This is a genomic window from Nocardia sp. CA-136227, assembly GCF_050955695.1.
In the GTDB taxonomy this organism is placed as follows: Bacteria; Actinomycetota; Actinomycetes; order Mycobacteriales; family Mycobacteriaceae; genus Nocardia.
Map to the genome: position 1 here is coordinate 2,826,779 of NZ_CP192081.1, position 26,639 is coordinate 2,853,417.

2 protein-coding genes are annotated in these 26,639 nt (G+C 70.4%); both read right to left on the reverse strand.

What is annotated here, in order from left to right:
* Positions 1-16: 16 nt before the first annotated feature.
* A complete protein-coding gene (locus ACQP06_RS13000; protein ID WP_433672449.1) occupies positions 17-15,865 on the reverse strand; it encodes an SDR family NAD(P)-dependent oxidoreductase in 15,849 nt (5,282 codons plus the stop codon).
* Positions 15,862-26,634, reverse strand: a complete 10,773-nt coding sequence (locus tag ACQP06_RS13005) for a type I polyketide synthase (protein WP_433672450.1) — start codon at positions 26,632-26,634, stop codon at positions 15,862-15,864. The genes ACQP06_RS13000 and ACQP06_RS13005 overlap by 4 nt, the downstream gene beginning before the upstream one ends.
* Positions 26,635-26,639 lie beyond the last annotated feature (5 nt).

Sequence of the window (26,639 nt, forward strand, 5' to 3'; positions counted from 1 at the left end):
ATTCGTCATATCGCTGTCAGTCCTCGGAGTTGTAAGCCAGATTGATCAAGTCGTCGAGATCGAGTTCATCGATGGACTCGTCCGCGCTGTGCGCTGCTGTCTCGCCGGGGCTGTCGGGCCGCTGAGCGAGTCGCATGAGCGCCTCCAGCAGTCCGGCTTCGCGGAGGCGGGTCAGCGAAATCGTCTGGAGCGCACTGCGGATCTCGTCGTCGGACGCGTCTGCCGACGCGTCGGGGTGGTGGTTGTCGGTGAACTCTTCGGCCAGGTATTCGGCCAGCGCGTCCGGTGACGGGTAGTCGAATACGAGCGTCGCCGGCAAGGGCAGGCCGGTAGCGGTTTTGAGGGCGTTGCGGAATTCGATGGCGGTGATCGAATCGAAGCCCAGCTCGCTGAAGGCCCGGTCGGCCGCGATGGCCTTCGCGTTGCGATGCCCCAGCACGGCGGCCACCTGGTCACGAACCAGGTCGACGAGCACACCGAGGCGTTCGCCCGCAGGGGTGTCGGCCAGCCGGGCGCGCAGTGCGGCCGGGGCGGCCGATACCGGGCGAGCGGGGACGAGCCCGGACAGCAGGGCCGTCGCGAACCCCGCGCCGCGGAGTCTCTCTCGGTCCAGCCTGGCGAGAACAGGTGCCGCCGTATCGATGTCGGCGGCGGCGTCGAACAGCGCCAACCCCTGCTCCGCCGACAGCGGCAGCATCCCCGTACGGGCCATGCGGCGCCGGTCGACGTCACCGAGGTCGGCGCCCATGCCGCCGTCGCCGCTCCACAGCCCCCACGCGAGGGACTGCCCGCGGCGCCCGGATGCCCGGCGGTGCGCCGCCAGCGCGTCCAGGCAGGCGTTGGCCGCGGCATAGTTGCCCTGCCCCGGACTGCCGAACGCTCCGGCCGCCGAGCTGAACAGCACGAACGCCCGCAGGGGCAGCTCGGCGGTCAGCTCGTGCAGGTGCAGGGCCGCATCGACCTTGGGCCGCAACACCGTATCCATCCGATCCGGGGTCAGCGAGGCGACGGCGCCATCGTCGAGCACACCGGCCGTGTGGAAGACGCCGGTGAGCGGACGGCTCGCGGGGATGGCGGACAGCACCTCGGCGAGCGCGGCACGATCGGCGACATCGCAAGCGACGAAGTCGATGTCGGCGCCGGCGCCGCGTAGCTCGGCCGCCAGCTCGGCGGCGCCGGGCGCCGACTCGCCACGCCGGCTCAGTAGCAGCAGGTGCCGCACACCGCGGGTGTTCACCAGGTGCCGGGCGAACAATCCGCCGAGGAAGCCACTGGCGCCGGTGATGAGCACGGTCTCGTCCGGACCGAAAGCGTCGCTCGGGGCCGACCTGCTCGTCGCCGGGGTCGTCGCTCGGACCAGTCGCGCGCTGTGGACTCGCCCGCCGCGCACGACCACCTGCGGTTCCCCGGAGGCCAGGATCCCGCCCAACGGCCCGGCGACGTCGGAATCGGTGTCCACCAGGATGATTCGACCCGAACTCTCCGCCTGAGCGGAGCGAACCAGGCCGGCCACCGCGGCACCGGCGAGATTCGTAATGTCCTCCCCGGCAACCGAAACCGCGCCGCTGGTCCGAATCACCAGTGCCGCCCGGCTGGATCGGCGGTCGGCGATCCAGGTGTGCAGCACGTGCAGCACCGCGTGAGTCGCGGCGCGAACGGCGTCGGGATCATTGCCCGCCGGGGCATCCAGCACGACCGCGGCCGGAACCTCGTCACCGAGATCCGCCCAGGACACGGTGCGTACCTCGCTGTCGGACACCGACATCGGTGTCCATTCGACCCGGTACAGCGCGTTGTCGACCGTGGATGTCATCGCCGCGAGCTGCGCGGCGTCGATCGGCCGCGCGGCGAGTCGGCGCACCGTCGCCACCGGAGCGCCGGTCGGATCCGTGAGATCCACCCGCACCGTCCGGTCGCCGACGCGGGTCGCGCGAACGCGCAGGGCGTCGGCTCCCGTCGCGTGCACGGTCACACCGGACCATTCGAACGGCAACGCGGGCCCGGCCTCGTCAGCGCGCCCCGAGTCGCCGATGAGCAGGGCGTGCAGGGCGGAGTCGAGCAGTGCGGGATGGAGTCCGTATTCCGCGGCGTCCCGTGGGTCGGGCAGCGTGACCTCGGCGAACACTTCGCCGCCGCGCTGCCATGCCGCCCGCAAACCCTGGAAGGAGGGCCCGTACTCGTACCCGCCGGCGCGGAGGTCGTCATAGACACCGCCGACCGGCAGCGGCTGCGCTCCGATCGGCGGCCACGCGGTGAGGTCGGCGGCCTCGGCCGCGTCACCGGTGGTGAGCGCGCCTTCGGCGTGCAGCGTCCACGACGATGCCGCGTCGCTCTCGCCTTCGGGGCAGGAGTAGATCCGCACCGTGCGATGGCCCGTCTCGTCCTCGGCGCCGACGACACTGCGCACCGCGACCCCGCCCGCTTCCGGCAGTACCAGCGGCGCGTGCAGGACGAAGTCCGCCAGCGTCGACAGGCCCACCTGGCTGCCGGCCCGCAGGGCGAGTTCGACCAGACCGGCTCCGGGGAACAGCACGGCGCCGAGCACGCCGTGATCGGCCAGCCAGGGATGCGTCTGGACCGACAGGCGGCCGGTCAGGATCACACCGCCGGTGTCCGGTTGCGCGATCACCGTGGGAACCAGCGGGTGTCCGGTGGTGGCGAGGCCCATCGATCGGGCATCGCCCCTACCGGTGGATCCCTCGGGCATCCAATACCGGTGACGCTGGAAGGCATAGGTGGGCAGGGGGATTCGCCGGGCTCCGGTGCCGTCGTACCACGCGGTCCAGTCGAGGTCGGCGCCGGAGACGAACAATCCGGCCGCACCGTTGGACACCGACACGGCGTCGGCTTTGCCGCGGCGTGCCAGCGGCACCACCGTGGCGGCCGGGTGCCCGCCGTCGAGGGTTTGGACGATCATCGGGGTCAATACCGAGTCGGGCCCGATCTCGGCGAACCTGGACGCACCCGAATCTGCCATCGCGGCAACAGCATCCGCGAACCGCACCGTCTCCCGAACCTGACCGACCCAGTAAGACGGATCGCACATGTCGTCGCCGACCCGCGCACCGGTCACCGTCGACACCAAGGCGATACTCGGTTGCTCGAACGTCAAGTTCTCGATCGTCGTGGCGAATTCGGCCAGCATCGGTTCCATCAATGCCGAATGGAACGCATGCGACACCCGCAGACGATTCGTCCGCCAACCCTTCTCGGCGCACACGTCGGCAACGGCCGCGACCGCGTCCGCGGCACCGGCGATCACCACCGACGACTGACCGTTCACCGCCGCCACCGACACGTCACCCGACAGCAACGGCAGCACATCGCTTTCGGCGGCACCGATCGCGACCATCGCCCCACCGGCGGGCAGGGCCTGCATCAACCGGCCTCGCGCGGCCACCAGCACGCACGCGTCGGTCAGCGACAGCACTCCGGCCACATGTGCCGCGGCGACCTCACCGATGGAGTGACCCGCCACCACATCGGCACGCAGACCCCAGGATTCGAGCAGCCGGAACAACGCCACCTCGAACGCGAACAACCCCGCCTGCGCGAACACCGTCCGGTCGACGAGCTCCTCGGAGGTCAACGCCGCCTCCAGCGAAACCGGCTGTGCCAGCATCGGATTCAGCTCGTCCACGATGGCGTCGAAATGGCCGGCGAACACCGGATACGCCTTGCGCAAGTCGGTCGCCATCCCGGCCCACTGCGCGCCCTGCCCCGAGAACACCATCGCCGTCGAGCCCGCCACCGCGCGGCCCGACACCACGCCGGGCGCGTCGGTGCCCGCGGCCAGTGCGCGCACGCCCGTGGTCAGGTCCGCACGGCCCTCGGCCAGTACGACGGCCCGATGGGTGAACACGCTGCGCGTCGAAGCCAGCGAGAAGCCGACATCGATCGGATCATGCTCTGCCACCGGCGATGTCGGAACATCCACCTGCGCGGACAGTCGGGCCGCCTGGCCGGCCAGTGCCGCGCCACCGCGCGCCGAAAGCACCCACGGCAGCAGTCCACCCGCCGGAATCGCTCGAGCCGGGGACTGTTCCGCCACGGGTTCGGGCATCGGAGCCTGTTCGATGATGACGTGCGCGTTGGTACCGCTGATACCGAACGACGACACACCCGCGCGCCGCGCCCGACCGACCTCCGGCCACGGGACCGCCTCGGTCAGCAACCGCACGTGGCCCTCGGTCCAGTCGACCTTGGTGCTGGGGTGATCCGCGTGCAGCGTCCGCGGCAGCAGCCCGTGCCGCATCGCCATCACCATCTTGATCACACCGCCCACACCGGCCGCGGCCTGAGCGTGGCCGATGTTCGACTTCAGCGACCCCAACCACAGCGGACGGTCCGTGGCGCGCTCCTGTCCGTAAGTGGCCAGCAGCGCTTGGGCTTCGATCGGATCGCCCAGCGTCGTTCCGGTGCCGTGCGCCTCCACCGCGTCGACGTCGACGGGTGCGAGGCCGGCATTGGCCAGGGCTTGACGGATCACCCGCCGTTGCGACGGACCGTTCGGCGCGGCCAGACCATTCGACGCGCCATCCTGGTTCACCGCCGAACCGGCGATGACCGCGAGGATTTCATGACCGTTGCGGCGAGCATCGGACAACCGCTCCAGCACCAGGACTCCGACGCCTTCGGCCCAGCCCACCCCGTCGGCATCGTCGGAGAACGACTTACACCGACCATCCGGCGACAACCCGCGCTGGCGACCGAACTCGAGGAACATATCCGGCGTCCCCATGACCGCGGCGCCACCGGCCAGGGCCAGATCGCACTCGCCCGAGCGCAGGGACTGCCCGGCCAGGTGCAGGGCCACCAGCGACGACGAACACGCCGTGTCCACGGTGACCGACGGCCCCTCGAGGCCGAACACATACGACACCCGGCCCGAGACCAGACTGCCCGCGGCACCGCTGCCGGTGCCGGTGGCTTGGGCGTAGTCGTGATACATCAGACCGGTGAACACGCCGGTCGAGCTGCCACGCAGCGCCGCCGGGTCCAGGCCGGCGCGTTCGATGGCCTCCCAGGAGACCTCCAGCAGCAACCGCTGCTGGGGGTCCATCATCGTGGCCTCGTTCGGGCTGATCCCGAAGAAGTCGGCATCGAATTCCGCTGCGGAGTAGAGGAATCCACCGCTGCGCGTATAGGTCTTGCCCGCCTTGCCGGGTTCGGGATCGTAGATGCCTTCGAGGTCCCAGCCTCGATCCACCGGCATGTCCCCGGTGGTGTCGCCGCCCTCGAGGACCAGGTGCCACAGGTCTTCCGGCGACGCGACCCCGCCCGGATAACGGCAGGCCATCGCCACCACGGCGATCGGCTCGTCGTCGGCGCGAACCTGGCGCACCGCCCGTTGCTCGACAGCGACGGTGCCGAGGAGTTGTGCGCCGATGAATTCGGCGACGGCCTGCGGGGTCGGGTAATCGAAGATCAGCGTGGCCGGGAGTTGCAGTCCGGTCGCGGTATTGAGCTTGTTGCGGAACTCGATGGCGCTCAACGAGTCGAACCCGAGCTGCTGGAAGGCCTGCTGCGGTGCGACGGCCTCGGGGGAGGCGTGGCCGAGGATCCCGGCCGCCACGGTGCGGACGAAATCGACCAGCGCACTGTCGCGATCGGCTGCCGAGAGGCTCGCCAGCCGTCGCAGGAGCGCCTGACCCGCCGGGGTCCGGTCGACCCGGCGCGCCGGTGCCGGGACGAGTCCCCGGACCAGGGGCGGAATCTGCTCGCCCCGGGTGCGCAGTACCGCCGGATCGATCCGCAACGCCACCACTTGCGGACGCTCGGCGGCCACCGCCGCGTCGAACAGTGCCAGCCCCTCGGACTCGGACAGCGGGGGGAAGCCCTGCCTGCGCATCCGATCGAAGTCATCCTCGGACAGCTCCGCACCGAGTCCGTTCGACCGCTCCCACATGCCGTAGTCGAGAGCGGTCGCGGGCAATCCCAGGGAGTGCCGATGCGCGGCGAGGGCGTCCAGGAAGACGTTCGCCGCAGCATAATTCGCCTGCCCCGCGGCCAGCACCAGCCCGCCCGCGGAGGACAACAGCACGAACAACGACAGCGACTTGTCCCGCGTGAGCTCGTGCAGATGCCAGGCGGCATCCACCTTGGGGCGGAACACGGTGTCGATGCGATCCGCCGACATCGATGCGATCACGCCGTTATCGGCGATCCCCGCCGCGTGCACCACGCCCACCAGCGGATGCTCATCGGAGATGCCCGCCAGCAGAGCCGTCAACGCCGACCGCTCCGACACGTCGCACGCCGCCACGGTGACCTCGGCGCCGAGCTCGGCCAGTTCGTCACGCAATGCGGCGGCACCGGGAGCCTGCAGGCCGCGCCGGGACGTCAGAAGGAGTTGGCGCACGCCGTATTCGGTCACCAGGTGGCGGGCGATCACCGCACCGAGACCGCCGGTGCCACCGGTCACCAGCACCGTGCCGGGCTGGATCGGCTCGACACTTGTGCCCGGTGCCCGGCGGGTCAACCGCGGCACGAGCACGGTCGAGCCGCGCAATGCGGCCTCGGGTTCCCCGGCCAGGGCCGCCACGGTGTCCGCGGTGACAGCGCCGCCGCCCTGCTCCACATCCAATAGCTGGAATCGACCGGGATATTCGGCCTGCGCGGCACGCAGCAGACCCCATACCGGCGCTTGGTCCAGGCCGACGCGCTCGGAATCGTCGACTGCCACAGCTCGTTCGGTGATCACCACCAAACGTGAACTGGCGAAGCGGGTTTCGATTACCCACCGCTGGATGGTGTCGAGCACACCTCGCAGCACCTCCCGTGCCGCGTCCGTCGGCGAGCCGTCGTGGCGCGGGCATTCGAGCAGCACGAGATCGGGAACGACCGGATCCGTGGTCTCGTCCAGATCAGTGATCAAGGCCGCGAGGTCGCGGTCGGCACCGAGAAGCGCGATGCTGTCCGGCTCGACACCGTCCGACGACAACGGCGCCGCGACCCATTCCACGGTGAACAAGGCATCAGATGCCCTGTCCGCGCTCAGACGCTCGACCGGCACCGGCCGAGATACCAACGCGCCCACCGACACGACGGGTCGACCCTGCTCATCGGCGATCTGTACGGCGAAGTCGTCGCCCACGGGAACGCTGCGTACCCGCACGACGGCGGCACCGGCCGAGTGCAGAACCACCCGGTTCCAGGCGAACGGCAATACCGCCTCACCGGCCTTGCGGCCGTGCAGGATCCCGGCATGCAGGGCCGCGTCGAACAGCGCGGGATGGATCCCGAAACCATCGGCGTCCTGCGGATCCGGCAGCGCGACCTCGGCGAACAGTTCATCGCCGCGTCGCCATGCCGCCCGCAGCCCCTGGAAGAAGGGGCCGTACCCGTAGCCGAGTGCGAGCAGCTCGTCATAGGCGCCGTCGACATCCAGCGGCTGCGCGCCGACCGGAGGCCAGCTGGCCAGGTCGACATCGGCGGCCACGTCATGAGATACCGCGTCCACGGCGAGGACGCCCTCGGCGTGCAGCAGCCACGGACCGTCGGCCGCCTGCCGGGAATGCACGCGCAGCCGTCGCCGACCGGCGTCGTCCGCGTCGGCCACCACGACCTGCACCGCGACGCTGCCCTCGGCCGGCAGGGTCAGCGGGGTGTGCAGGACGAGTTCGTCGACCACGTCGCAGCCCAGCAGGCCGCCGACGTGGGCGGCCAGCTCGACGAATCCGGTACCCGGCAGCAGCACCGTGCCGTGCACGCTGTGGTCGGCCAGCCATTCCACCGAGTCCAGCGACCATCGGCCGGTGAAGCTCACCTGACCCGAATCCGGATGCGGCACGACAGCGCCCAGCAGCGGATGGTCCACCGTGTCCAGTCCGGCGTCGGTCAGTCCGCCCAGCTCGGCGCCCATCCACGACTGCGCGAGCAGTTTCCGGGCATCGAGCCAGTACCTCTCGTACTGGAAGGCATAGGTGGGCAGGTCGATTCGCTGCACGGAGGTACCGGCGTAGAACCCGGCCCAGTCCACCTCGGCGCCGGACACGAACAATGCCGCTACTCCGGTCAGCACGGTGGCCGAATCGGCACGGTCTCGCCGCACCAGCGCCACCGCGCCCGCCGCGATCTGCGCGACCATCGGGGTCAGTACGGCGTCGGGACCGATCTCGGCGAACCTCGACACCCCCGAATCCACCATCACGGCAACAGCATCGGCGAACCGCACCGTGTCGCGGACCTGGCCCACCCAGTACCGCGGATCGGTCATCTCGCCGGTGACAACCGCACCGGTCACGGTCGACACCAGTGGAATCATCGGCTCGGCGAAGGTCAAACCCTTGATCGCCGAGGCGAATTCGGCCAGCATGGGCTCCATCAGCGCCGAGTGGAAGGCGTGCGAGACCCGCAGACGATGTGTGCGCCAGCCCCGTTCGACGCATGTCGCGGCGACGGCGAGGACCTCGTCCTCGATACCGGAGAGCACCACCGACGACGGTCCGTTCACCGCCGCGACCGCGACCCCTTCGGTCAGCAGGGGCGCCACCTCGGCCTGCGGCGCACCGACGGCGACCATCGCGCCTCCGCCGGGCAGGTCCTGCATCAACCGGCCACGCGCGGCCACCAGCACACACGCGTCGGTCAGCGACAGCACCCCCGACACATGCGCGGCGGCCACCTCACCGATCGAGTGGCCCGCCACCATATCGGGCCGCACGCCCCACGATTCGAGCAATCGGTAGAGCGCGACCTCGAAGGCGAACAACCCGGCCTGCGCGTACACCGTCCGATCGACGAGGTCCGCGGACCCCAGCGCGACACGCAACGAATCCGGCTGCCCCAGCAGCGGATCGATTTCGGCGACGATCGCATCGAAATGCTCGGCGAACACCGGGTGCGCTCGACGCAACTCGGTCGCCATCCCGGCCCACTGCGCACCCTGACCGGAGAACACCAGCCCGGTCGAACCCGGAACCACACGACCGGACACCACACCCGCGGACTGCGCGCCCTCGGCGAGCGCCCGTGTTCCCGACAGCAGCGCATTCCGGTTGTCCCCGAGGACGACAGCGCGATGCTCGAAGACGCCGCGCGTGGCGGCGAGCGAGAAACCGACGTCCGCCGGATCCCGATCGTGCTCGACCACAGCCGAGCCCAGCCGTCGGGCCTGACCGGCGAGCGCCGCAGCGCTGCGCGCCGAGACCGCCCACGGCAGCACCTCGCCGACCGGAACGGCCTCGCCTCGGCCCGAGGTCTTAGCCGGTTCCGCCGCCTGTTCGATGACGACGTGCGCATTGGTGCCGCTGATGCCGAAGGACGACACCCCGGCGCGCCGCGGCCGATCCACGTCCGGCCACGCCACCGGCTCGGTCAGCAATTCGACCCGCCCCGCGGACCAATCCACCTTGCTCGACGGCCGATCCACGTGCAGTGTCCGCGGCAGTACCCCGTGCCGCATCGCCATCACCATCTTGATGACGCCACCCACACCGGCCGCGGCCTGTGCATGCCCGATATTGGATTTCAACGACCCCAACCACAACGGCCGGTCCGCGGCGCGCTCCTGACCGTAGGTGTCCAGCAGCGCTTGAGCCTCGATCGGGTCACCCAGCGTGGTGCCGGTGCCGTGCGCCTCCACCGCGTCGACGTCGCTCGGCGCGATCCCCGCATTCGCGAGCGCCTGCCGGATCACCCGCCGCTGTGAGGGACCGTTCGGCGCCGTCAGACCATTCGACGCACCATCCTGATTCACCGCCGAACCGGTGATCACCGCGAGCACTTCGTGCCCGTTGCGCCGGGCGTCGGACAACCGCTCCAACACCAGCACACCGGCGCCCTCGGACCACGCCACACCGTCGGCGGCGTCGGCGAACGACTTGCTCCGCCCGTCCGGGGCCAACCCCCGCTGGCGACTGAATTCCACGAACACCTCCGGCGTCGCCATCACGGCCACACCGCCCGCCAAGGCCAGGTCGGACTCGCCCGAGCGCAGGGACTGCCCGGCCAGGTGCATGGCCACCAGCGACGACGAACACGCCGTGTCCACGGTGACCGACGGCCCTTCCAGCCCGAGCACGTACGAAACTCGGCCGGAGGCAATGGATCCCGAGTTCGCATTGGCCGGGTAGTCGTGGTACATCATGCCCGCGAACACCCCGGTGGCACTGCCCCGCAGCACGGCCGGATCGATGCCGGCCCGTTCGAGGGCCTCCCACGAGGTCTCCAGCAGCAGGAACTGCTGCGGGTCCATCATCGCGGCCTCATTGGGGCTGATCCCGAAGAACGCCGGATCGAATTCGCCCGCGGCGTGCAGGAATCCACCCGCACGGGTGTAGGTGGTGTTGGGCCGCTCGCCCGTGGGATCGTAGATCCGCTCGCTGTCCCACCCACGATTACCCGGGAACTGCGAGGTCGCGTCGACGCCGTCGAAGACCAAGGTCCAGAGGTCTTCGGGCGAGGTGACGCCACCGGGGTACCGGCACGCCATGCCGACGATCGCGATCGGCTCGTCGGCAACGACTTTCGCGGTGACCGCGACGTCCTTCGCGGTGCCGGTCAACTCGTCGGCCAGGTGCTCGGCGAGCGCCTGCGGTGTCGGGTAGTCGAAGATGACGGCGGCGGGCAGCGACAGTCCGGTGGCGGACTTGAGACGATTACGCAGTTCGACGGCGCTCAGGGAGTCGAATCCCAGGTCCTGGAACGTGCGGCCGGGCTCGATCGCGGACGCGCCGTCGCTGCCGCGCACGGCCGCGATCTGGGTGCGCACGGTCTCGAAGACCAGCTGCCGCTGCCGCTCGATCTCCAGTCCCGAAAGTCGCTGCCGCAGACCGGAAACCGGCGGCGATACCACCGCGCGGTGGCGGGCCGCCGGAGCCAGTTCCCGCAGCACGGCGGGTAGCAGCCCGGTGTCGGCCCTAGCGCGGAGCGCGGCGGTGTCGATGGTCGCGATCACCGTGTGCGGCGCGCCCCGTCGCAGTGCCGCGGCCCAACCGCTCAGCGCCTGCTCGTCGGTGAGCGCGGTGAATCCGCCCCGGCTCATCCGCGCCACGTCGGACTCCTGCAGGTGCGCGGTCATGCCGCGAGACCGGGCCCACGGGCCCCACGCCAGGGATTGACCGGCGAGCCCGCGGGCCCGGCGGTGGGCCGCCAGCGCGTCGAGGAAGGTGTTCGCGGCCGCGTAATTGCCCTGCCCGGGGCCACCGAGGGTGCCCGATACCGACGAGAACAGCACGAACGCAGCGAGATTCAAATCCGCGGTGGCCTCGTGCAGATACCAGGCGGCGTCGGCCTTCGGTGCCAGCACCGCATTCATCCGCTGCGGAGTCAAGGACGCGATGGTCCCGTCGTCGAGCACACCCGCGGCATGGATGACGCCGGTCAGGGGCCACTGGGCCGGTACTTCGTCGATCAGTTCGGCTACCGCCGCGGCGTCCGCGACGTCACAGGCCACGACGGTCACCTGGGCGCCCAGCTGCTCCAGTTCGGCGCGCAGGGCTGCCGCTCCCTCGGCCCGCGGGCCGCTGCGGCTGGCCAGCAGCAACGACCGCACGCCGTGCTCGACCACCACGTGCCGGGCCAGCACCGCGCCCAAACCGCCGGTGCCGCCAGTGATCAACACGGTCCCCGCGCCGAACGCGGCCACCTCGTCGGTGCTGTCCGTGCGTTCATCCGCGGGTCGAACCAGGCGAGCGGTGTGGGTGATGCCGCCGCGCACGACCACCTGCGGTTCGCCCACCGCCACGACGGCGGACGCGAGGTGCTCGTCGATGGCGGTGTCGTTGTCCACCAAGATGATTCGGCCCGGTTCCTCGGCCTGGGCGGCACGCACCAAGCCCCACACCGCCGCACCGGGGAGGTCGGTGGGCTCCTCATCGGGCAGGGCGACCGCGCCGCGGGTGGCGATCAGCAGCGTGCTCGCCGCGAACCGTTCCTGGGCCGACCATTCCTGCAATACCGCCAGGATTCGCGCGATCTCGTCATGGGTGGTGGTCACTACATCGGTGCCGTCGGTGTCGTTCCACCCGGCACCGGCTTCGAGGAGCACCACCGGAGGTACCTGCGCGGCCTCATCCAGCCAGTCCCAGCGCCCAACCTCGGCCTCGATCGCGGGCTGCTCGGCAGTGTCGTCTATCCGGGTCGGATGGGCCGGTGACCATACGAGTTCCAGGACCGGGTCGGCCACGCCACCCGACGCGGCCGCGACGAGCTGTTCGAGCGGCATCGGCCGTGCCGCAACCGATCCCGACAGGACCGGTTGCCCGTATTCGTCGGCCACCCGCACCGACACCGATGATCCGGCCGGGGTCAGCCGCACCCGCAGCACGGCGGCTTCCGCGGCGTGCAGTTCCACCGAGTCCCACGCGAACGGCAGTGCGACCTGCCCGGCCGGGACCCTGAACGGCGACTCCGGCTGTCCCGCATCGCCTTCGAGCGCACCGGCCAGGTACCCGGCGTGCAAGGCGGCGTCCAGCAGCGCCGGATGGATTCCGAAACCTTCGACGCGCACCCCGGTGTCGGCGTCGGCGGCGATCTCGGCGAACACCTCATCGCCACGCCGCCACAGCGCCCGCACACCCTGAAAGGCCGGGCCGTACTCGTAACCACGGGCGAACAAGCTCGAATACGCCGCGGCGACCTCGATTTCGGTCGCCGCGGTCGGCGGCCACGCCTCGATCGGAGGTTCGGCCGCACCGTCGGCGACGGTCAGCGCGCCTCGCGCGTGCAACACCCACTCGTCGTCATGGTCGTGTTCAGCACGGGAGTAGACGGCAACCGGCCGTTGACCCTGCTCGTGCCCGCCGACGACGACCTGGATCTGCACGCCGCCCGCCGCGGGCAGCAGCAGCGGAGCCTGCAAGGTCAGCTCCTCGAGCGCCGGGCAGCCGACCTCGATTCCGGCCCGCAGGACCAGCTCCGCGAAACCGGTTCCCGGCAACAGTGCCGCGCCGCCGATCACATGATCGGCGAGCCACGGCTGGGCCGTGAGCGACAGCCGCCCGGTCAACAAGACCTCGCCCGACTCCGGTGCCGACAGCACCGCGCCCAGCAGCGGATGCTGGACCGCACCCAAACCCGCGGCTTCGACCCCGGCGTTACCGCCGACCGGGTCGATCCAATAGCGGCGACGCTGGAACGCGTAGGTGGGCAACGGGACTCGCGCGACCGGGCGTCCGGTGAACAGCGCCGTCCACGCGACATCGGCGCCGACGGTATGTGCCTGCGCGAGGCAGGTCACGAACTGCTCGACCTCGGCCCGCCCGCGGCGGGCTCCGGCCAGCACGGCCGCCTGTGCTTCGACATTCTCCGGCAGGCACTGCCTGGTCATCGCGGTCAGCACCGCATCAGGGCCGATCTCGAGGAATCGGCGCACGCCCTCGGCCACCAGGGTGTCCACGCCGCGAGCGAACCGAACGGCCTCGCGTACCTGCCGGACCCAGTAGGCGGGCTCGAGCACCTCATCACCGGCGATCCGGCCGGAAAGGTTCGATACCAGCGGAATGCTCGGGCGTCGATAGGTCAACGACCCTGCGACGGAAGTGAATTCGGCCAGCATCGGATCCATCAGGTGGGAATGGAACGCATGCGACACCCGCAACCGCGAGGTCCGCCAGCCGCGCTCGGCGCACCGCTCCGCCAGCGCCGTCACCGCCTCCTCGTCGCCCGAGACGACCACGGCTACCGGCGAATTCACGGCGGCGATGGCCAACCGCCGCGCCTCGTCGGCGAGCAGCGGGGAGACCTCGCCCTCGCTCGCCGCGATCGCGAGCATCGCACCCCCGGCGGGCAGCCGCCCCATGAGCCGGCCGCGCGCCGCGACCAGGCGGCACGCGTCCGGCAGCGACCACAGACCGGCGAGGTACGCGGCGGCCAGCTCGCCGATCGAATGCCCGATCAGCGCATCCGGCGTTACTCCGAAGGATTCGAGGAGCCGGTACAGCGCGACCTCGTACGCGAACAGCGCGGGCTGGGTGAACTCGGTCCGATGCAGCGCCTCCGCACCCTCGGGACCGTCGCCGACCGCTCGGCCGGTGAACATCAGCTGCCGCAACGACGTGCCCAATAGCGGGTCGAACTGCGCGCAGATCTCGTCCAGCGCGGCCGCGAACACCGGAAACGCCTCGTACAGTTCGCGACCCATGCCGGCGCGCTGGGCGCCCTGTCCGGTGCACAGGAAGGCGGTCTTGCGCGTCACCGCTCGGCCGATGGCGACATCGCCCGCCGATCCGTGCTCCACGAGCTCCGCCAGTCCGGCGAGCATGGTCTCCCGGTCGCTTGCCACCACCGCGGCCCGCCACTCCATTCGGGAGCGGCCGGTGACCAGCGAACAGCCGATATCGCCGACCGTCAGGTCGGGACGTTCGCGCACCCACTCGAGCAGTTTGGCCGCCTGCGCGCGCACACCGTCCTCGGTCTTCGAGGAGAGCGGCAACGCGGCGATCTCGGAGACCACCGCCGCGGTCTCGGCGGCACCCACGCCGGCCTCGTTGGCCGGATCGGCGGTGCGCTCCACCGGGGCGGGCGCCTCTTCCAGGATCACGTGGGCATTGGTGCCGCTGGCGCCGAAGGACGACACTCCGGCACGCCGCACCCGCTCGCCCGCTGCCCACGGCTCGGCCTCGGTCAGCAGCCGCACGTTTCCCCCGGACCAGTTCACGTGGGGGGTCGGGGTATCGACATGCAGTGTCGCGGGCAGTGTTTCGTGCCGCATCGCCTGCACCATCTTGATCACGCCACCGACGCCGGCCGCGGCGGAGGTGTGTCCGATGTTCGATTTGAGCGATCCGATCCGCAACGGATCGCCGACGCGATCGCGACCGTAGGTGGCGATCAACGCCCGCGCCTCGATCGGGTCACCGAGCTGGGTGCCGGTGCCGTGCGCCTCGACCGCGTCGATATCGGCGGGCGTCAGACCGGCATTGGCGAGCGCCTGCGCGATCACCTTCTCCTGCGAGGGGCCGTTCGGCGCGGTCAGCCGACTGCTGGTGCCGTCCTGGTTCACCGCGCTGCCGCGCACCACCGCGAGGACGGGGTGGCCGAGTCGGCGCGCGTCCGACAGCCGTTCGACCACGAGCATGCCGAGACCGTCGGAGAAGCCGGTCCCGTTGGCCGCGGCCCCGAACGCCCGGCACCGGCCGTCCGGGGACAGCGCGCGCTGCCGGGCGAAGCTGATGAGCTGGGCGGGATCCGACATCACCGTGACACCGCCGACCAGGGCGAGCGACGTCTCGCCCTGTCGCAGCGCCTGGCAGGCGAGATGCAGGGCGACCAGCGACGACGAGCACGCGGTGTCCACCGACAGCGCCGGACCCTTGAAACCGAGACTGAACGACACCCGCCCGGACAGGATGCTGGCCGAAACACCCGGGTGGGCATTGCCTTCGGATTCGGCGCTGTGACCGGGCGCGCCGACGCGGCGGCCGTAGTCGAAGTGGATCACGCCCGCGTAGACGCCGGTGTCGCTGTCCCGCAGCGACACCGGATCGATGCCGGCGTTCTCCAAAGCCTCCCAGGACGCTTCGAGGAACAGCCGCTGCTGCGGATCCATCGCCTCCGCCGTGCGGGGTCCGAGACCGAAGAACCCGGCATCGAAATCGCCCGCCGCATCGAGGAATCCGCCCTCCCGGGCGTACACGGTCCCGGGCACGTCCGGGTCGGTGTCGAACAGCCGCTCGAGATCCCAGCCGCGGTCGGTGGGGAACGGGCCGATCGCGTCGGTTCCGGCGGCGACCAATTCCCACAGCCGGTCCGGAGTGTCGACACCACCCGGGTACCGGCAGCTCATGCCGACGATCGCGAGTGGCTCCCCGGCCTTTTCCTCCAGCTGCTGGATTCGCTTGTTGGCGGTGCGGAGATCCCCGGTGACCTTCCGCAGATACCGGCTGAGGCGTTCCTCGTTGCTGCTGCTCGGATTGGTCATGCTGGGCCGAACTCCTCGTCGATCAGAGTGAATAGTTCATCGTCGGAATGGGACTCGAGGTCGTCGTAGACCTCGAGGTCCTGGTAGACGCCGTCGGGCCACGCGTCACCCAGATGGGCGTGCAGACGGTCGGCGATGCCCCGCAGCGCCGCGATGGTCTCGTCGGTGTTGCCGCCGTCGGCGATGATCCGCTCGACCATGGCCTCGAGCTGTGCGACGTCGGGCGCCATCGCCGCGGCCGCCGGCGTGGGTGCGGCCGCCGGCGCGGGTGTCTCCGCCAGGGCCTGCTCCAGCAGGTAGCCCGCCAGATCTCGCGCGGTGGGGTAGTCGAACACCAGGGTCGAGGGCAGCGACAGCCCCACGACCTTCGACAGCCGGTTGCGGAACTCGACGCCGCCGAGGGAATCGAAGCCCAGTTCGTCGAAGCCGCGATCGGAACCGATGTCGTCGAGCGACTCGTAACCCAGCACCGTGGCCGCGTGTTCGCGCACCAGGTCGAGGACGAAGCCGTGACGCTTGGCCTCCGCCACCCCGTGCAGTCGCTCTCCGAGCGAGGGTCCGTCACTCACCCGCGTGGCAGTCCGGCCGCCCGCTCGGACGAATCCGCGCAGCACCGCCGGAACCGACCCGGTGTGTGCTTCGACGCGCAGCTTGTCGGTGTCGAGGTGCAGCAGCGCCGGCACGGGCTCGGCCGTGGTCAGCGATTCGTCGAACATCCGCAGGCCGTCTTCGTGGTCCAGCGGCGTCAGGCCCAGTCGGTCAAGTCGGCTCATGGCGGTGCGATCCAAGGTGCCGGTCATGCCGAGGTCCTGTCGCCACGGACCCCAGGCGAGCGCGAGCCCCGGCAGCCCTTCGGCACGGCGGCGCAGCGCGAGTGCGTCCAGGAAGCCGTTGGCGGCGACGTAATTCGCCTGTCCGGCCGAACCGATCATGCCCGCGATGGAGGAGAACATGACGAACGCCGACAGGTTCATCTCCCGGGTGAGCTCGTGCAGGTGCCACGCCGCCTCGGCCTTCGGAGCGAACACCTGGTCGATTCGGTCGGTCGTGAGGCCGTCGAAGGTGCCGTCCGCGAGCACACCGGCGGCGTGCACGACGGCGGTGAGCGGGTGCTCGTCCGGCAGGTCCGCCAGCAGTTCCCGCAGAGCACCGCGGTCGGTGACATCGCAGGCGGCTATGCGCACGTGCGCGCCGTATCCGGACAGTTCCGCCGCGAGTTCGGTTGCGCCGTCGGCACGTTCACCGCGCCGCGAGACCAGCAGCAGCCGATCGACACCGTGCGCGGTGACCAGGTGCCGGGCCAGCAGCGCACCCAATCCACCGGTTCCGCCCGTGATCAGAACGGTTCCGGTGCCGAAGGAAATCGGTTCACCCGCAGCCGCTGTCACCGGCTCCAGCCGCGGCGCCAGGACGCTGTCGCCCCGCACCGCCACCTGTGGCTCGCCGACCGCGATAGCGGCTCGAATCACCTCGGCCGAAAGTTGTTGCATACCAACGGATCGGTCCACGTCGAGCAGCGCGATTCGATCCGGATATTCGGCCTGAGCGCTGCGGATCATCCCCGAGACGGCGGCAGCCGCCGGATCCGGTGCGGAATCGGGCAAGGTCGCCGCGCCTTCGTTCACCACAACCAACTGCGACCGTCCGAACCGTTCGTCGGTCAGCCAGCCCCGGACCAGATCCCATGCGGCATGGACGCGAGCCCGCGCGGACTGCGGGGAAGCACCCTGTAGTCCGGCGGATTCGGGCCAGACCACGAGGTCCGGAACGGTCGGGGTGGCGGCCAGCGCCGCCAGATCCGGATACCGCTCCTCGATTCCGGTGACGACCGCCGCTCCGAGCACGGCCGCGCTCCCGATCGGGGCGGGTGGGTCCGGTATTTCGACCGGCGCCCAACGTAACCCGTACCGGCCCGCGCCTCCTCCCGACAGCGTGGCGCGGAACTGGTCGACGTCGTACGAACGCATGACGACTTCGTCGATGGACACCACCGGGTTGCCGGCCTGGTCCACGGCCACCACGGCGATCGCCTCGCTGTTGCGCCGTACGGCCATCACCCGCATCGAGGTGACCGGGGAAGTCGTGTGGAATTGCGTGGCGCCCCAGCGGAACAGGAGTTTGCCCTCGGCCGGGTTGCTGTCGAGGTCCGACCAGATCAAGCTGACGAGCCCGGCGTGCATCACCATGTCGAACAGGCCCGGATGCAGCTGGAACCCGTCGCCGGGCACCTCCGGGTTCAGGGTGATCTCGGAGAACGCCGTGTCATCGCTGTGCCAGGCGGCGCCGATTCCGCGGAACGATGGGCCGTAGGCCAGCCCGGCGACCCGCGTCGCGTGGCCCGGAATCCATTCGGTGTCCACCGGTTCGGCGCCGACCGGCGGCCATGGCGTACTGCGCAGCATCTCCATCAGGCCGAGGTCGATCAGTTGTCGACCACTCAGTACCCCGCTGGCGTTTCGCGCCCACTCGCCGTCGGGGAGGCGGTAGTGGAACGTGAAGGACCGGCGTCCCGCGGTATCCGGTTCCCGCACCAGCACTTGGAGTTCGACCTCGCCGTCCGCCGGCGGCAGGATCGGCCGCTCGAGGATGAGTTCGTCGACGACGTCGCAGCCGATGCGCCGACCGGCGACCAGCAGCATCTCCATGAGCGCGGCGCTGGGGACGACCACCACACCGTAGGTGGTGTGGTCGGTGATCCACGGGTGCGTGCGCAGCGAGAATCGACCCGTGAACATCCACTCGTCCCGATCGGCCACCCGCACCACGTCGGTGAGCAGGGGGTGCTCCGAGGCGTCGGACCGCCGGTCCCCGAGACCGGGTTCGAGCCAATAGCGCTGGTGTTGGAACGCGTAGGTGGGCAGGGTGATACGTGGCGTCGGGCGGTCGCCGAACAACGGCGTCCAGTCGACGGCCACGCCCGCGGTGTGTGCCTGGGCGAGCATCGTCACGAATTGCTCGACCTCGTCGTGGTCCCGGCGGGCGCCCGCCGCGACCACCGCACGCGACTCGATATCGGCGGGCAGGGTCTGCCGGGTCATGGCCGCCAGGACGGCGTCCGGACCGATTTCGAGGAAGCGGCGCACGCCCGAGGCCACCAGCGTCTGTACGCCGGGTGCGTAACGCACCGCGGCGCGCACCTGCGCCACCCAATAATCCGGCTTCAGGATCTCGTCACCGGCGATCTCGCCGGAGACATTGGATACCAAGGGAATCCGCGGGGGATGGAACGTGGCCGCGGCAGCGACGGTCTCGAACTCGCCCAGCATGGGCTCCATCAGGTGCGAATGGAAGGCGTGTGACACCCGCAGCCGGTTCGTTCTGCGGCCCCGCTCGGCGAACTCCTTCTCGAGGGTGTCGACGGTAGCGGCGTCGCCGGAGACGACCACGGCGGCAGGCGCGTTCACCGCCGCGATCGAGATCCGATCACGGTATTCGGCGATCGCGGCGTCGACTTCGTCCTCGGGTGCGGCGACCGCGAGCATCGCACCGCCCTCGGGCAGTGCCTCCATCAGGCGGCCGCGGGCCGCGACCAGCGCGCAGGCATCCTCCAGGGACCAGACGCCGGCCAGGTACGCCGCGGTCAGCTCGCCGATCGAATGGCCCACCAGGACATCGGGTGTCACGCCGAAGGACTCCAGCAGCCGGTACAGCGCCACCTCGAACGCGAACAGCGCGGGCTGGGTGAAGCGGGTGCGATCGAGATTCGCCGCGTGTCCGGTGAACATCGCTTGCCGCAGCGAACATTCGAGCAGCGGATCGAACCGCGCGCACACCTCGTCGAGCGCGACGGCGAAGACGGGGAAGGCCGCGGCGAGTCCCGCGCCCATCCCGACCCGCTGCGCGCCCTGGCCGGTGCACAGGAAGGCGGTCTTCCCGGCGCCCACGGTGCCGGAAACCACTCCGGCGGTCGCGGGTCCGGCGGCCAATTGCGCCAGCCGGGAGAGCAGTTCGTCGCGATCGGCGCCCAGGACCGCCGCCCGCGCCTCGTGCTGGGCGCGGGTGGTGGCGAGCGCGTGCGCGACGCGCGCCGGATCGGCGTCGGGGTGCTCGATCAGCCACCGCTGGAGTTTCGCGGCCTGCGCCCGAAGGGCGGTGTCGTTCTTGGCCGACAACAGCCAGGGCACCGTACCGACCGGGTGGCTATCGGCTTCCGCCGCGATGACGGGACGGGGTGCCTCTTCGAGGATGGCGTGGGCGTTGGTGCCGCTGACACCGAACGACGACACGCCCGCGCGACGCGGCCGGTCTCCGGCCGGCCACGGGTGCGCCTCGATCAGCAGCGCGACGTCCGCGGCGGTCCAGTCCACGTGCGGGCTCGGTGCGTCGACATGCAGTGTCTTGGGCAGGGTTTCGTGCCGCAGCGCCTGCACCATCTTGATGACGCCGCCGACACCCGCGGCGGCGACGGTGTGGCCGATATTCGACTTGAGCGAACCGATCCGCAGCGGGCGTTGCGCGCGGTCGCGACCGTAGACCGCCATCAGCGCCTGCGCCTCGATCGGATCACCCAGTGTGGTGCCGGTGCCGTGCGCCTCGACCGCGTCGATATCCGACGGCGAGAGGCCGGCATTCGCCAGTGCCGCGGTGATCACGCGTTCCTGGGACGGACCGTTCGGCGCGGTCAGGCCGTTGCTCGCCCCGTCGGAGTTGATCGCCGTGCCACGCACGAGGGCGAGGACATTGTGCCCCAGGCGTTTCGCGTCGGAGAGCCGCTCGAGCACCAGCACCCCGGCGCCCTCGGAGAAGGCGACGCCGTCGGCCGCCGCGGAGAACGCCTTGCACCGGCCGTCCGGGGACAGTCCGCGCTGCCGCGCGAAATCGACGGACAGATACGGGCTGGCCGCGACCGTCACGCCGCTCGCCAGCACGAGGGAGCTCTCCCCATTGCGCAGCGCCTGAGCAGCCAGGTGCAGCGAGACCAGCGAGGAGGAGCAGGCGGTGTCCACGGTGAGCGTCGGACCCTCCAGCCCCAGCGCGTAGGCCACCCGCCCCGACATCACGCTGCTCGTGGTGCCGGTGAGCCGATAGCCCTCCAGATCGCCGCCGACCAGGTCGACGTAACCGGACGCGCCCGCGCCGACGAACACCCCGGTGTCGGTGCCCCGCAACGAGTCTGGGTCGATGCCGGCGTCCTCGAGCGCCTCCCAGGACGTTTCGAGGAGCAGGCGCTGCTGCGGGTCCATCGCGGACGCCTCCCGGGGTCCGATCCCGAAGAATCCCGGATCGAAATCACCCGCCTTGTCGAGGAATCCGGCGCGCCGCGCGTAGACGGTCCCGGGCTTGTCCGGATCCGCGTCGAACAGTCGCTCCAGATCCCAGCCCCGATCGGTCGGGAAATCGCCGGTCGCGTCGACCCCGGCAGCAACGAGATCCCAGAGGTCATCGGGTGATTCGACGCCACCGGGGAACCGGCACGCCATGCCGACGATGGCGATCGGCTCGTCCTGCGATGTTCCAGCGGCCCGAACCCGGCGCGCCGCCTGCTTGACGGGTTCGCCCGCCGTCGGCTCGACGCGGGACAGCACCAGCTTCGCCACCGCCGCCGGGGTCGGATGATCGAACACCAGCGTCGACGGCAGTTGCAGACCGGTGGCCTTGCCCAGCCGGTTGCGGAACTCCACGCCGCCGAGCGAATCGAAACCGATCTCGTCGAAACGCTGATCCGACCGGATGTCGGCCGCGGAGTCGTGACCCAGGACCGCCGCGGCTTCGGACAGCACTGTCTCCAGCACCAGGTCGCCGCGCCGTGCCGCGGGTATTTCGGCCAGGCGGCCGCCGAGCGTCCCGGCCGCCGCGACGGCGGTCGGCGTGGCGGCACGCGCGCGGCGGGGGAGGAATCCGCGCAGGACCTCGGGCACCTCGGACTCGTCGGCGGTGCGCAGTGCACCGGCATCGAACCGGATCGGCGACAGTCGCGCCGAGCCGTGCGCGAGTGCCTCGTCGAAGAGACGCACGCCCTCAGCGTCGGCGAGTGGGCTCAGCCCCAGCCGTTCCCAGCGCGCCAGCGCGCCACGATCCAGTCCGCCGGTCATCCCGCTGGACTGGTTCCACGGACCCCACGCCAACGAGGTCGCCGCCAGACCGGCGTCGCGGCGGCGCTGGGCCAGGGCGTCCAGCGCGGCGTTGGCGGCGGCGTAGTTCGCCTGGCCCGAGGTGCCGAGGACGGCCGCGATCGAGGAGAACACCACGAAGGCGCGGACATCTCTGCCCCGGGTCAGTTCGTCCAGATGCCAAGCGCCGTCGACCTTCGGCGCGAGTACCCGGTCGACCTGTGCGTCGGTCAGTGTCGCGACGGTTCCGTCATCGAGCACGCCGGCGGTGTGCACCACCGCGATCGGGGTATCGCCGATGTCGGCGAGCAGCTCGCGCACCGCATCGCGATCGGCCACATCGCACGCGACGACCCGGGCTCGCGCCCCCAGCCGCGCCAACTCCGCGACCAACTCGGCGGCTCCCGCCGCATCCGGACCACGTCGTGAGGTCAGAACCAGTTCGTGCACACCGTGTTCGGCGACCAGATGCCGGGCGAACAGCGAGCCGAGGCCGCCGGTGCCGCCGGTGATCAGTACCGTCGCTCCGTCGAAGGTCGCGGCGGTGGCGGCAAGTTCCGTTGCGGTACCGCTCGTTTCGGCGGCGGGTCGGAGCCGGGGAACCAGAACGCGGTCGTCACGCAGCGCGATCTGTGGTGCGCGCGTAGCCAGCGCGGCGGTGATCCGGTCGGGGTTCGCGGGCGCGGCGGGATCCTCGTCGATCAGAACGAATCGATCGGGATGCTCCGACTGCGCGCTGCGCAGCAGCCCCCACACCGCGGCCGCTGCCGGATCAGGAGTTTCCCCGGGAATTCCGGCCCCACCCGACGCCACCAGTACCAGCCGGGAATCGGCCGGTCGTTGCTGGGTGAGCCATGAGCGCAGGTGCGTCAGGGTCGAGTGAACCCGTGCCCGTATCTCCTGCGGTTCGCCGGAAACCGTTCCATCCGTGGACGAATCGGCACGGAAGACCACGGCCTGGGGAAGTTCCTCGGCGGCGTTGAGATCGCGCGGGTTCGGATCCTCCTCCCAGCGCACCTCGTACAGTGCGGCGGCGTCGGCTGACAGCGCACTGCGGAATTCCTTGACGTCGTACGGCCGCATCACCACGGCATCGACCGAGACGACGGGATTGCCATCCGGGTCGACGGCCGCGACCGCCACGGCTTCCGGCCCCTGAGCGACCGCGATGACCCGCAGTGCGGACACCTCGGCGGGCCGGCCATCCTGGGTCGCCGGACGGTGGAACCGAGCCCCACCCCAGCGGAAGAGCAGTTTGCCGGTGTTCGGATCGGGGTTCCCGTCACGCCAGATCAGCCGGGAGAACGCGGCGTGCATGACCATATCGAGCAGCGCGGGATGCAGAGTGTGACGTCCCGAATGCGTTGCGGCCGTGCTGAGGTCCGAGTTCAGGGCGATCTCGGAGAAGACGGTGTCGTCACGCTCCCACACCTGCTGTACCCCGAGGAACGCCGGACCGTATTCGAGTCCCGCGTCCGCGGCGATCTGCGCGGGCAGTGCGGCACTGTCGAGGTGTTGTGCGTCGGCTGGCGGCCACGATTCCGCCCGCAGCCGGGAGAGCACTTCCGGTTCGCGCCCGACGGATGTGGCGAGCGAACCCGTCGCGTTGTGGATCCATTCGTCGGAAGTCGATGTACGGAAATAGAATTCGAACGCGCGATGCCCGGTCGAATCGGGGGCCTGCACCAGTACCTGGAGTTCGATCTCAGTGCTGTCGGAGGGCACGATCGGTGCTTGCAGGGTGAGTTCTTCGACCGCCTCGCAACCGATGCGGCCACCGGCGACGAGGAGGAACTCGATCAACGTGGCGCTCGGCAGGACCATCACGCCGTACGACAGGTGGTCGGCGATCCACGGATGCGTCGCCGCCGATAGTCGGCCGGTGAAGAGCCACTCGTCCGAACCGGCCAATCCGAGTACGCCGGTGAGGATCGGATGGTCCGACATGTCCGCGGCCGCGCCGTGGTCGGGGTTCAGCCAGTAGCGGCGACGTTGAAAGGCGTACTTGGGCAGGGTGATAGGAGCCGTGCCGCGCTCGGCGTAGGTCGAGCGCCAGTCGACGCGCGCGCCCGTCGCCTGCAGCTGCGCCAAGGCGGCCACGAACTGCCCGACTTCCTCGGACGACCGGCGCGCCAGGGCCACTGTCGCCGGGGCAGCCGCGAGATCGGTGTTCTCGCCCAGGCATTCGCGGGTCATGGCGGTCAGTACCGCGTCGGGGCCGACTTCGACGAAGCGGCGGACCCCGTCGGCGCGCAGGGTGTCGATCGCGGGCGCGAAGCGAACGGTGGCGCGGACCTGCTGCACCCAGTACTCGGGATCGGTCACCGAATCACCGGCCGACTCTCCGGTGACCGTAGAGACGATCGGCAGCTTGGGCGTGCGGTAGTCGAGTTTCCGCGCGACGGAGCGGAACTTCTCGAGCATCGGCGTCATCCGCGCCGAATGGAAGGCATGGCTCACCCGGAGCCGCTTGGTCTGGATGCCCGCGGCGGTGAGTTCGCGCTCCAGGCTCTCGATCGCCTCGGTATCGCCGGACAGGACCGTCGAGGTGGGACCGTTCGCCGCGGCCACCGAGACTCGATCGGCCACTGCCGCGATCAGTTCGGACGCGCGCGCCGCATCGATTGCCGCGGCGAGCATCGCGCCGCCCTCGGGCAATGCGCCCATCAGGCGGCCGCGGGCCGCCACCAGCGCGCAGGCGTGCGGCAGCGACAGCACTCCGGCGACATGTGCCGCCGCCAGCTCGCCGATCGAGTGACCGACCAGCACATCCGGTGTGACACCGAAGGATTCCAGCAGCCGGAACAGTGCCACCTCGAAGGCGAACAGCGCGGGCTGAGTCCATTCGGTGCGGTCCAGCAGGCCGTCGGGGTCGGTGAACATCACCTCCCGCAGCGACCGTCCCAGCGGCCGATCCAGTACCGCGCACACCTCGTCCAGTGCGGTGGCGAACGCCGGGTACGCGTTGTAGAGCCCGGCGCCCATCCCGGCGCGTTGCGCGCCCTGACCGGTGAACAGGAACGCGGTGGCACCGGAATCAGCCTTCGCCACGACCGCGTTCGGCCCGTCCGTGGCCAGATCCGCCAAACCGCTCAGCACTTCGGCACGGTCGCGCCCGGTGACCGCGCCACGCCAATCGAGCAGCGCCCGCGAGCTCGCCAGGGCATGTGCCACCTCGCGCACATCCGTGTCGGGGCGCTCGGCCAGCCACTGCCGCAGCCGATCCGCCTGTGCACGGAGAGCGGCTTCGGATTTGGCCGAGACGACGAGCGCGACGCTGTCGGCCGAGACTCGCGGCGAGGTATCCGCCTCGGCCGCGGCCTCCGCCGGGGCAGGGGCTTCCTCGAGAATGAGGTGCGCATTGGTGCCGCTGGCGCCGAAGGAGGACACGCCCGCCCGGCGTACGCGTTCCCCCTGTGGCCACGGGTGGCTGTCCTGAAGCAGGCGAACCGTACCGGCCGACCAATCCACGTGGGGCGTGGGTTCATCCACGTGCAGGGTTCGCGGCAGCACACCGTGGCGCATGGCCTGCACCATCTTGATCACGCCGCCGACACCCGCGGCGGCCGAGGTGTGACCGATATTGGATTTCAGCGAGCCCAGATGTAGCGGCTCACCGTGGCGTCCCGCGCCGTACACGCCGATGAGCGCCTGCGCCTCGATCGGATCGCCGAGCATCGTGCCCGTTCCGTGCGCCTCGACCGCGTCGACGTCGGCGGGTTCCAGTCCGGCATTGCCCAGTGCCTGCGCGATGACCCGCTCCTGGGACGGGCCGTTCGGCGCGGTGAGGCCGTTGCTCGCACCGTCCTGATTGACCGCGCTTCCCCGAATGACCGCCAGCACGGTGTGGCCCGCGCGCTGGGCGTCCGAGAGTCGTTCCAGCACCAGCATTCCGAGTCCCTCGGAGAAGCCGGTGCCATCGGCGGCGGCCGCGAACGCCTTGCACCGGGCGTCGCTGGACAATGCCCGCTGCCGGGCGAAAGCGATCAGGAGCGACGGGTCCGACATCACGGTGACGCCACCGGCCAGCGCCACGTCCGTATCGCCCTGACGCAAGGCCTGGCAGGCCAGGTGTATTGCCACCAGTGAGGACGAACACGCGGTGTCGACCGCGATCGCCGGGCCGGTGAAGCCGAAGGTGTAGGCGATCCGTCCGGCCAGGACGCTGTTCGAAACACCCAGGTAGGCATGGCCTTCGGTCTCCGCGCCGATGGTGGCGGAACCGATGCGGGGGCCGTAGTGCTGATGGATGACACCGGCGAAGACACCGGTGTCGCTGCCCCGCAGCGACGTCGGGTCGATACCCGCGTCCTCGAGGGCCTCCCAGGCGGCCTCCAGCATGAGCCGCTGCTGCGGATCCATCGCCGCCGCCTCGCGGGGGCCGATGCCGAAGAAGGCGGCATCGAAATCACCGATGTCGTCGAGGAATCCACCGTCGCGCGTGTAGATGGTGCCCGCCGCGTCGGGGTCCGTGTCGAACAGCCGCTCGAGGTCCCAGCCTCGATCGGTCGGATAGCCGCCGATGGCGTCGACGCCGTCCGCGGTCAGCTGCCACAGTTGCTCGGGAGAGCGCACGCCGCCCGGGTATCGGCACGCCATCCCGACAATGGCGATCGGTTCCCGCATTCGATCGGTGAGCGTGCGCAGCTGCTGCTTGGTCTCGTACAGCTCCTTGGCCGTCTTCTTGAGGTACCGGCGCAGTTCGTCGTCGTCAGCCATCAGAG

Excerpts from the sequence above, each read along its gene's own strand:
- ACQP06_RS13005 (WP_433672450.1), bottom strand. The coding sequence starts at position 26,634 with ATGGCTGACGACGACGAACTGCGCCGGTACCTCAAGAAGACGGCCAAG.
- ACQP06_RS13000 (WP_433672449.1), bottom strand. The coding sequence starts at position 15,865 with ATGACCAATCCGAGCAGCAGCAACGAGGAACGCCTCAGCCGGTATCTG.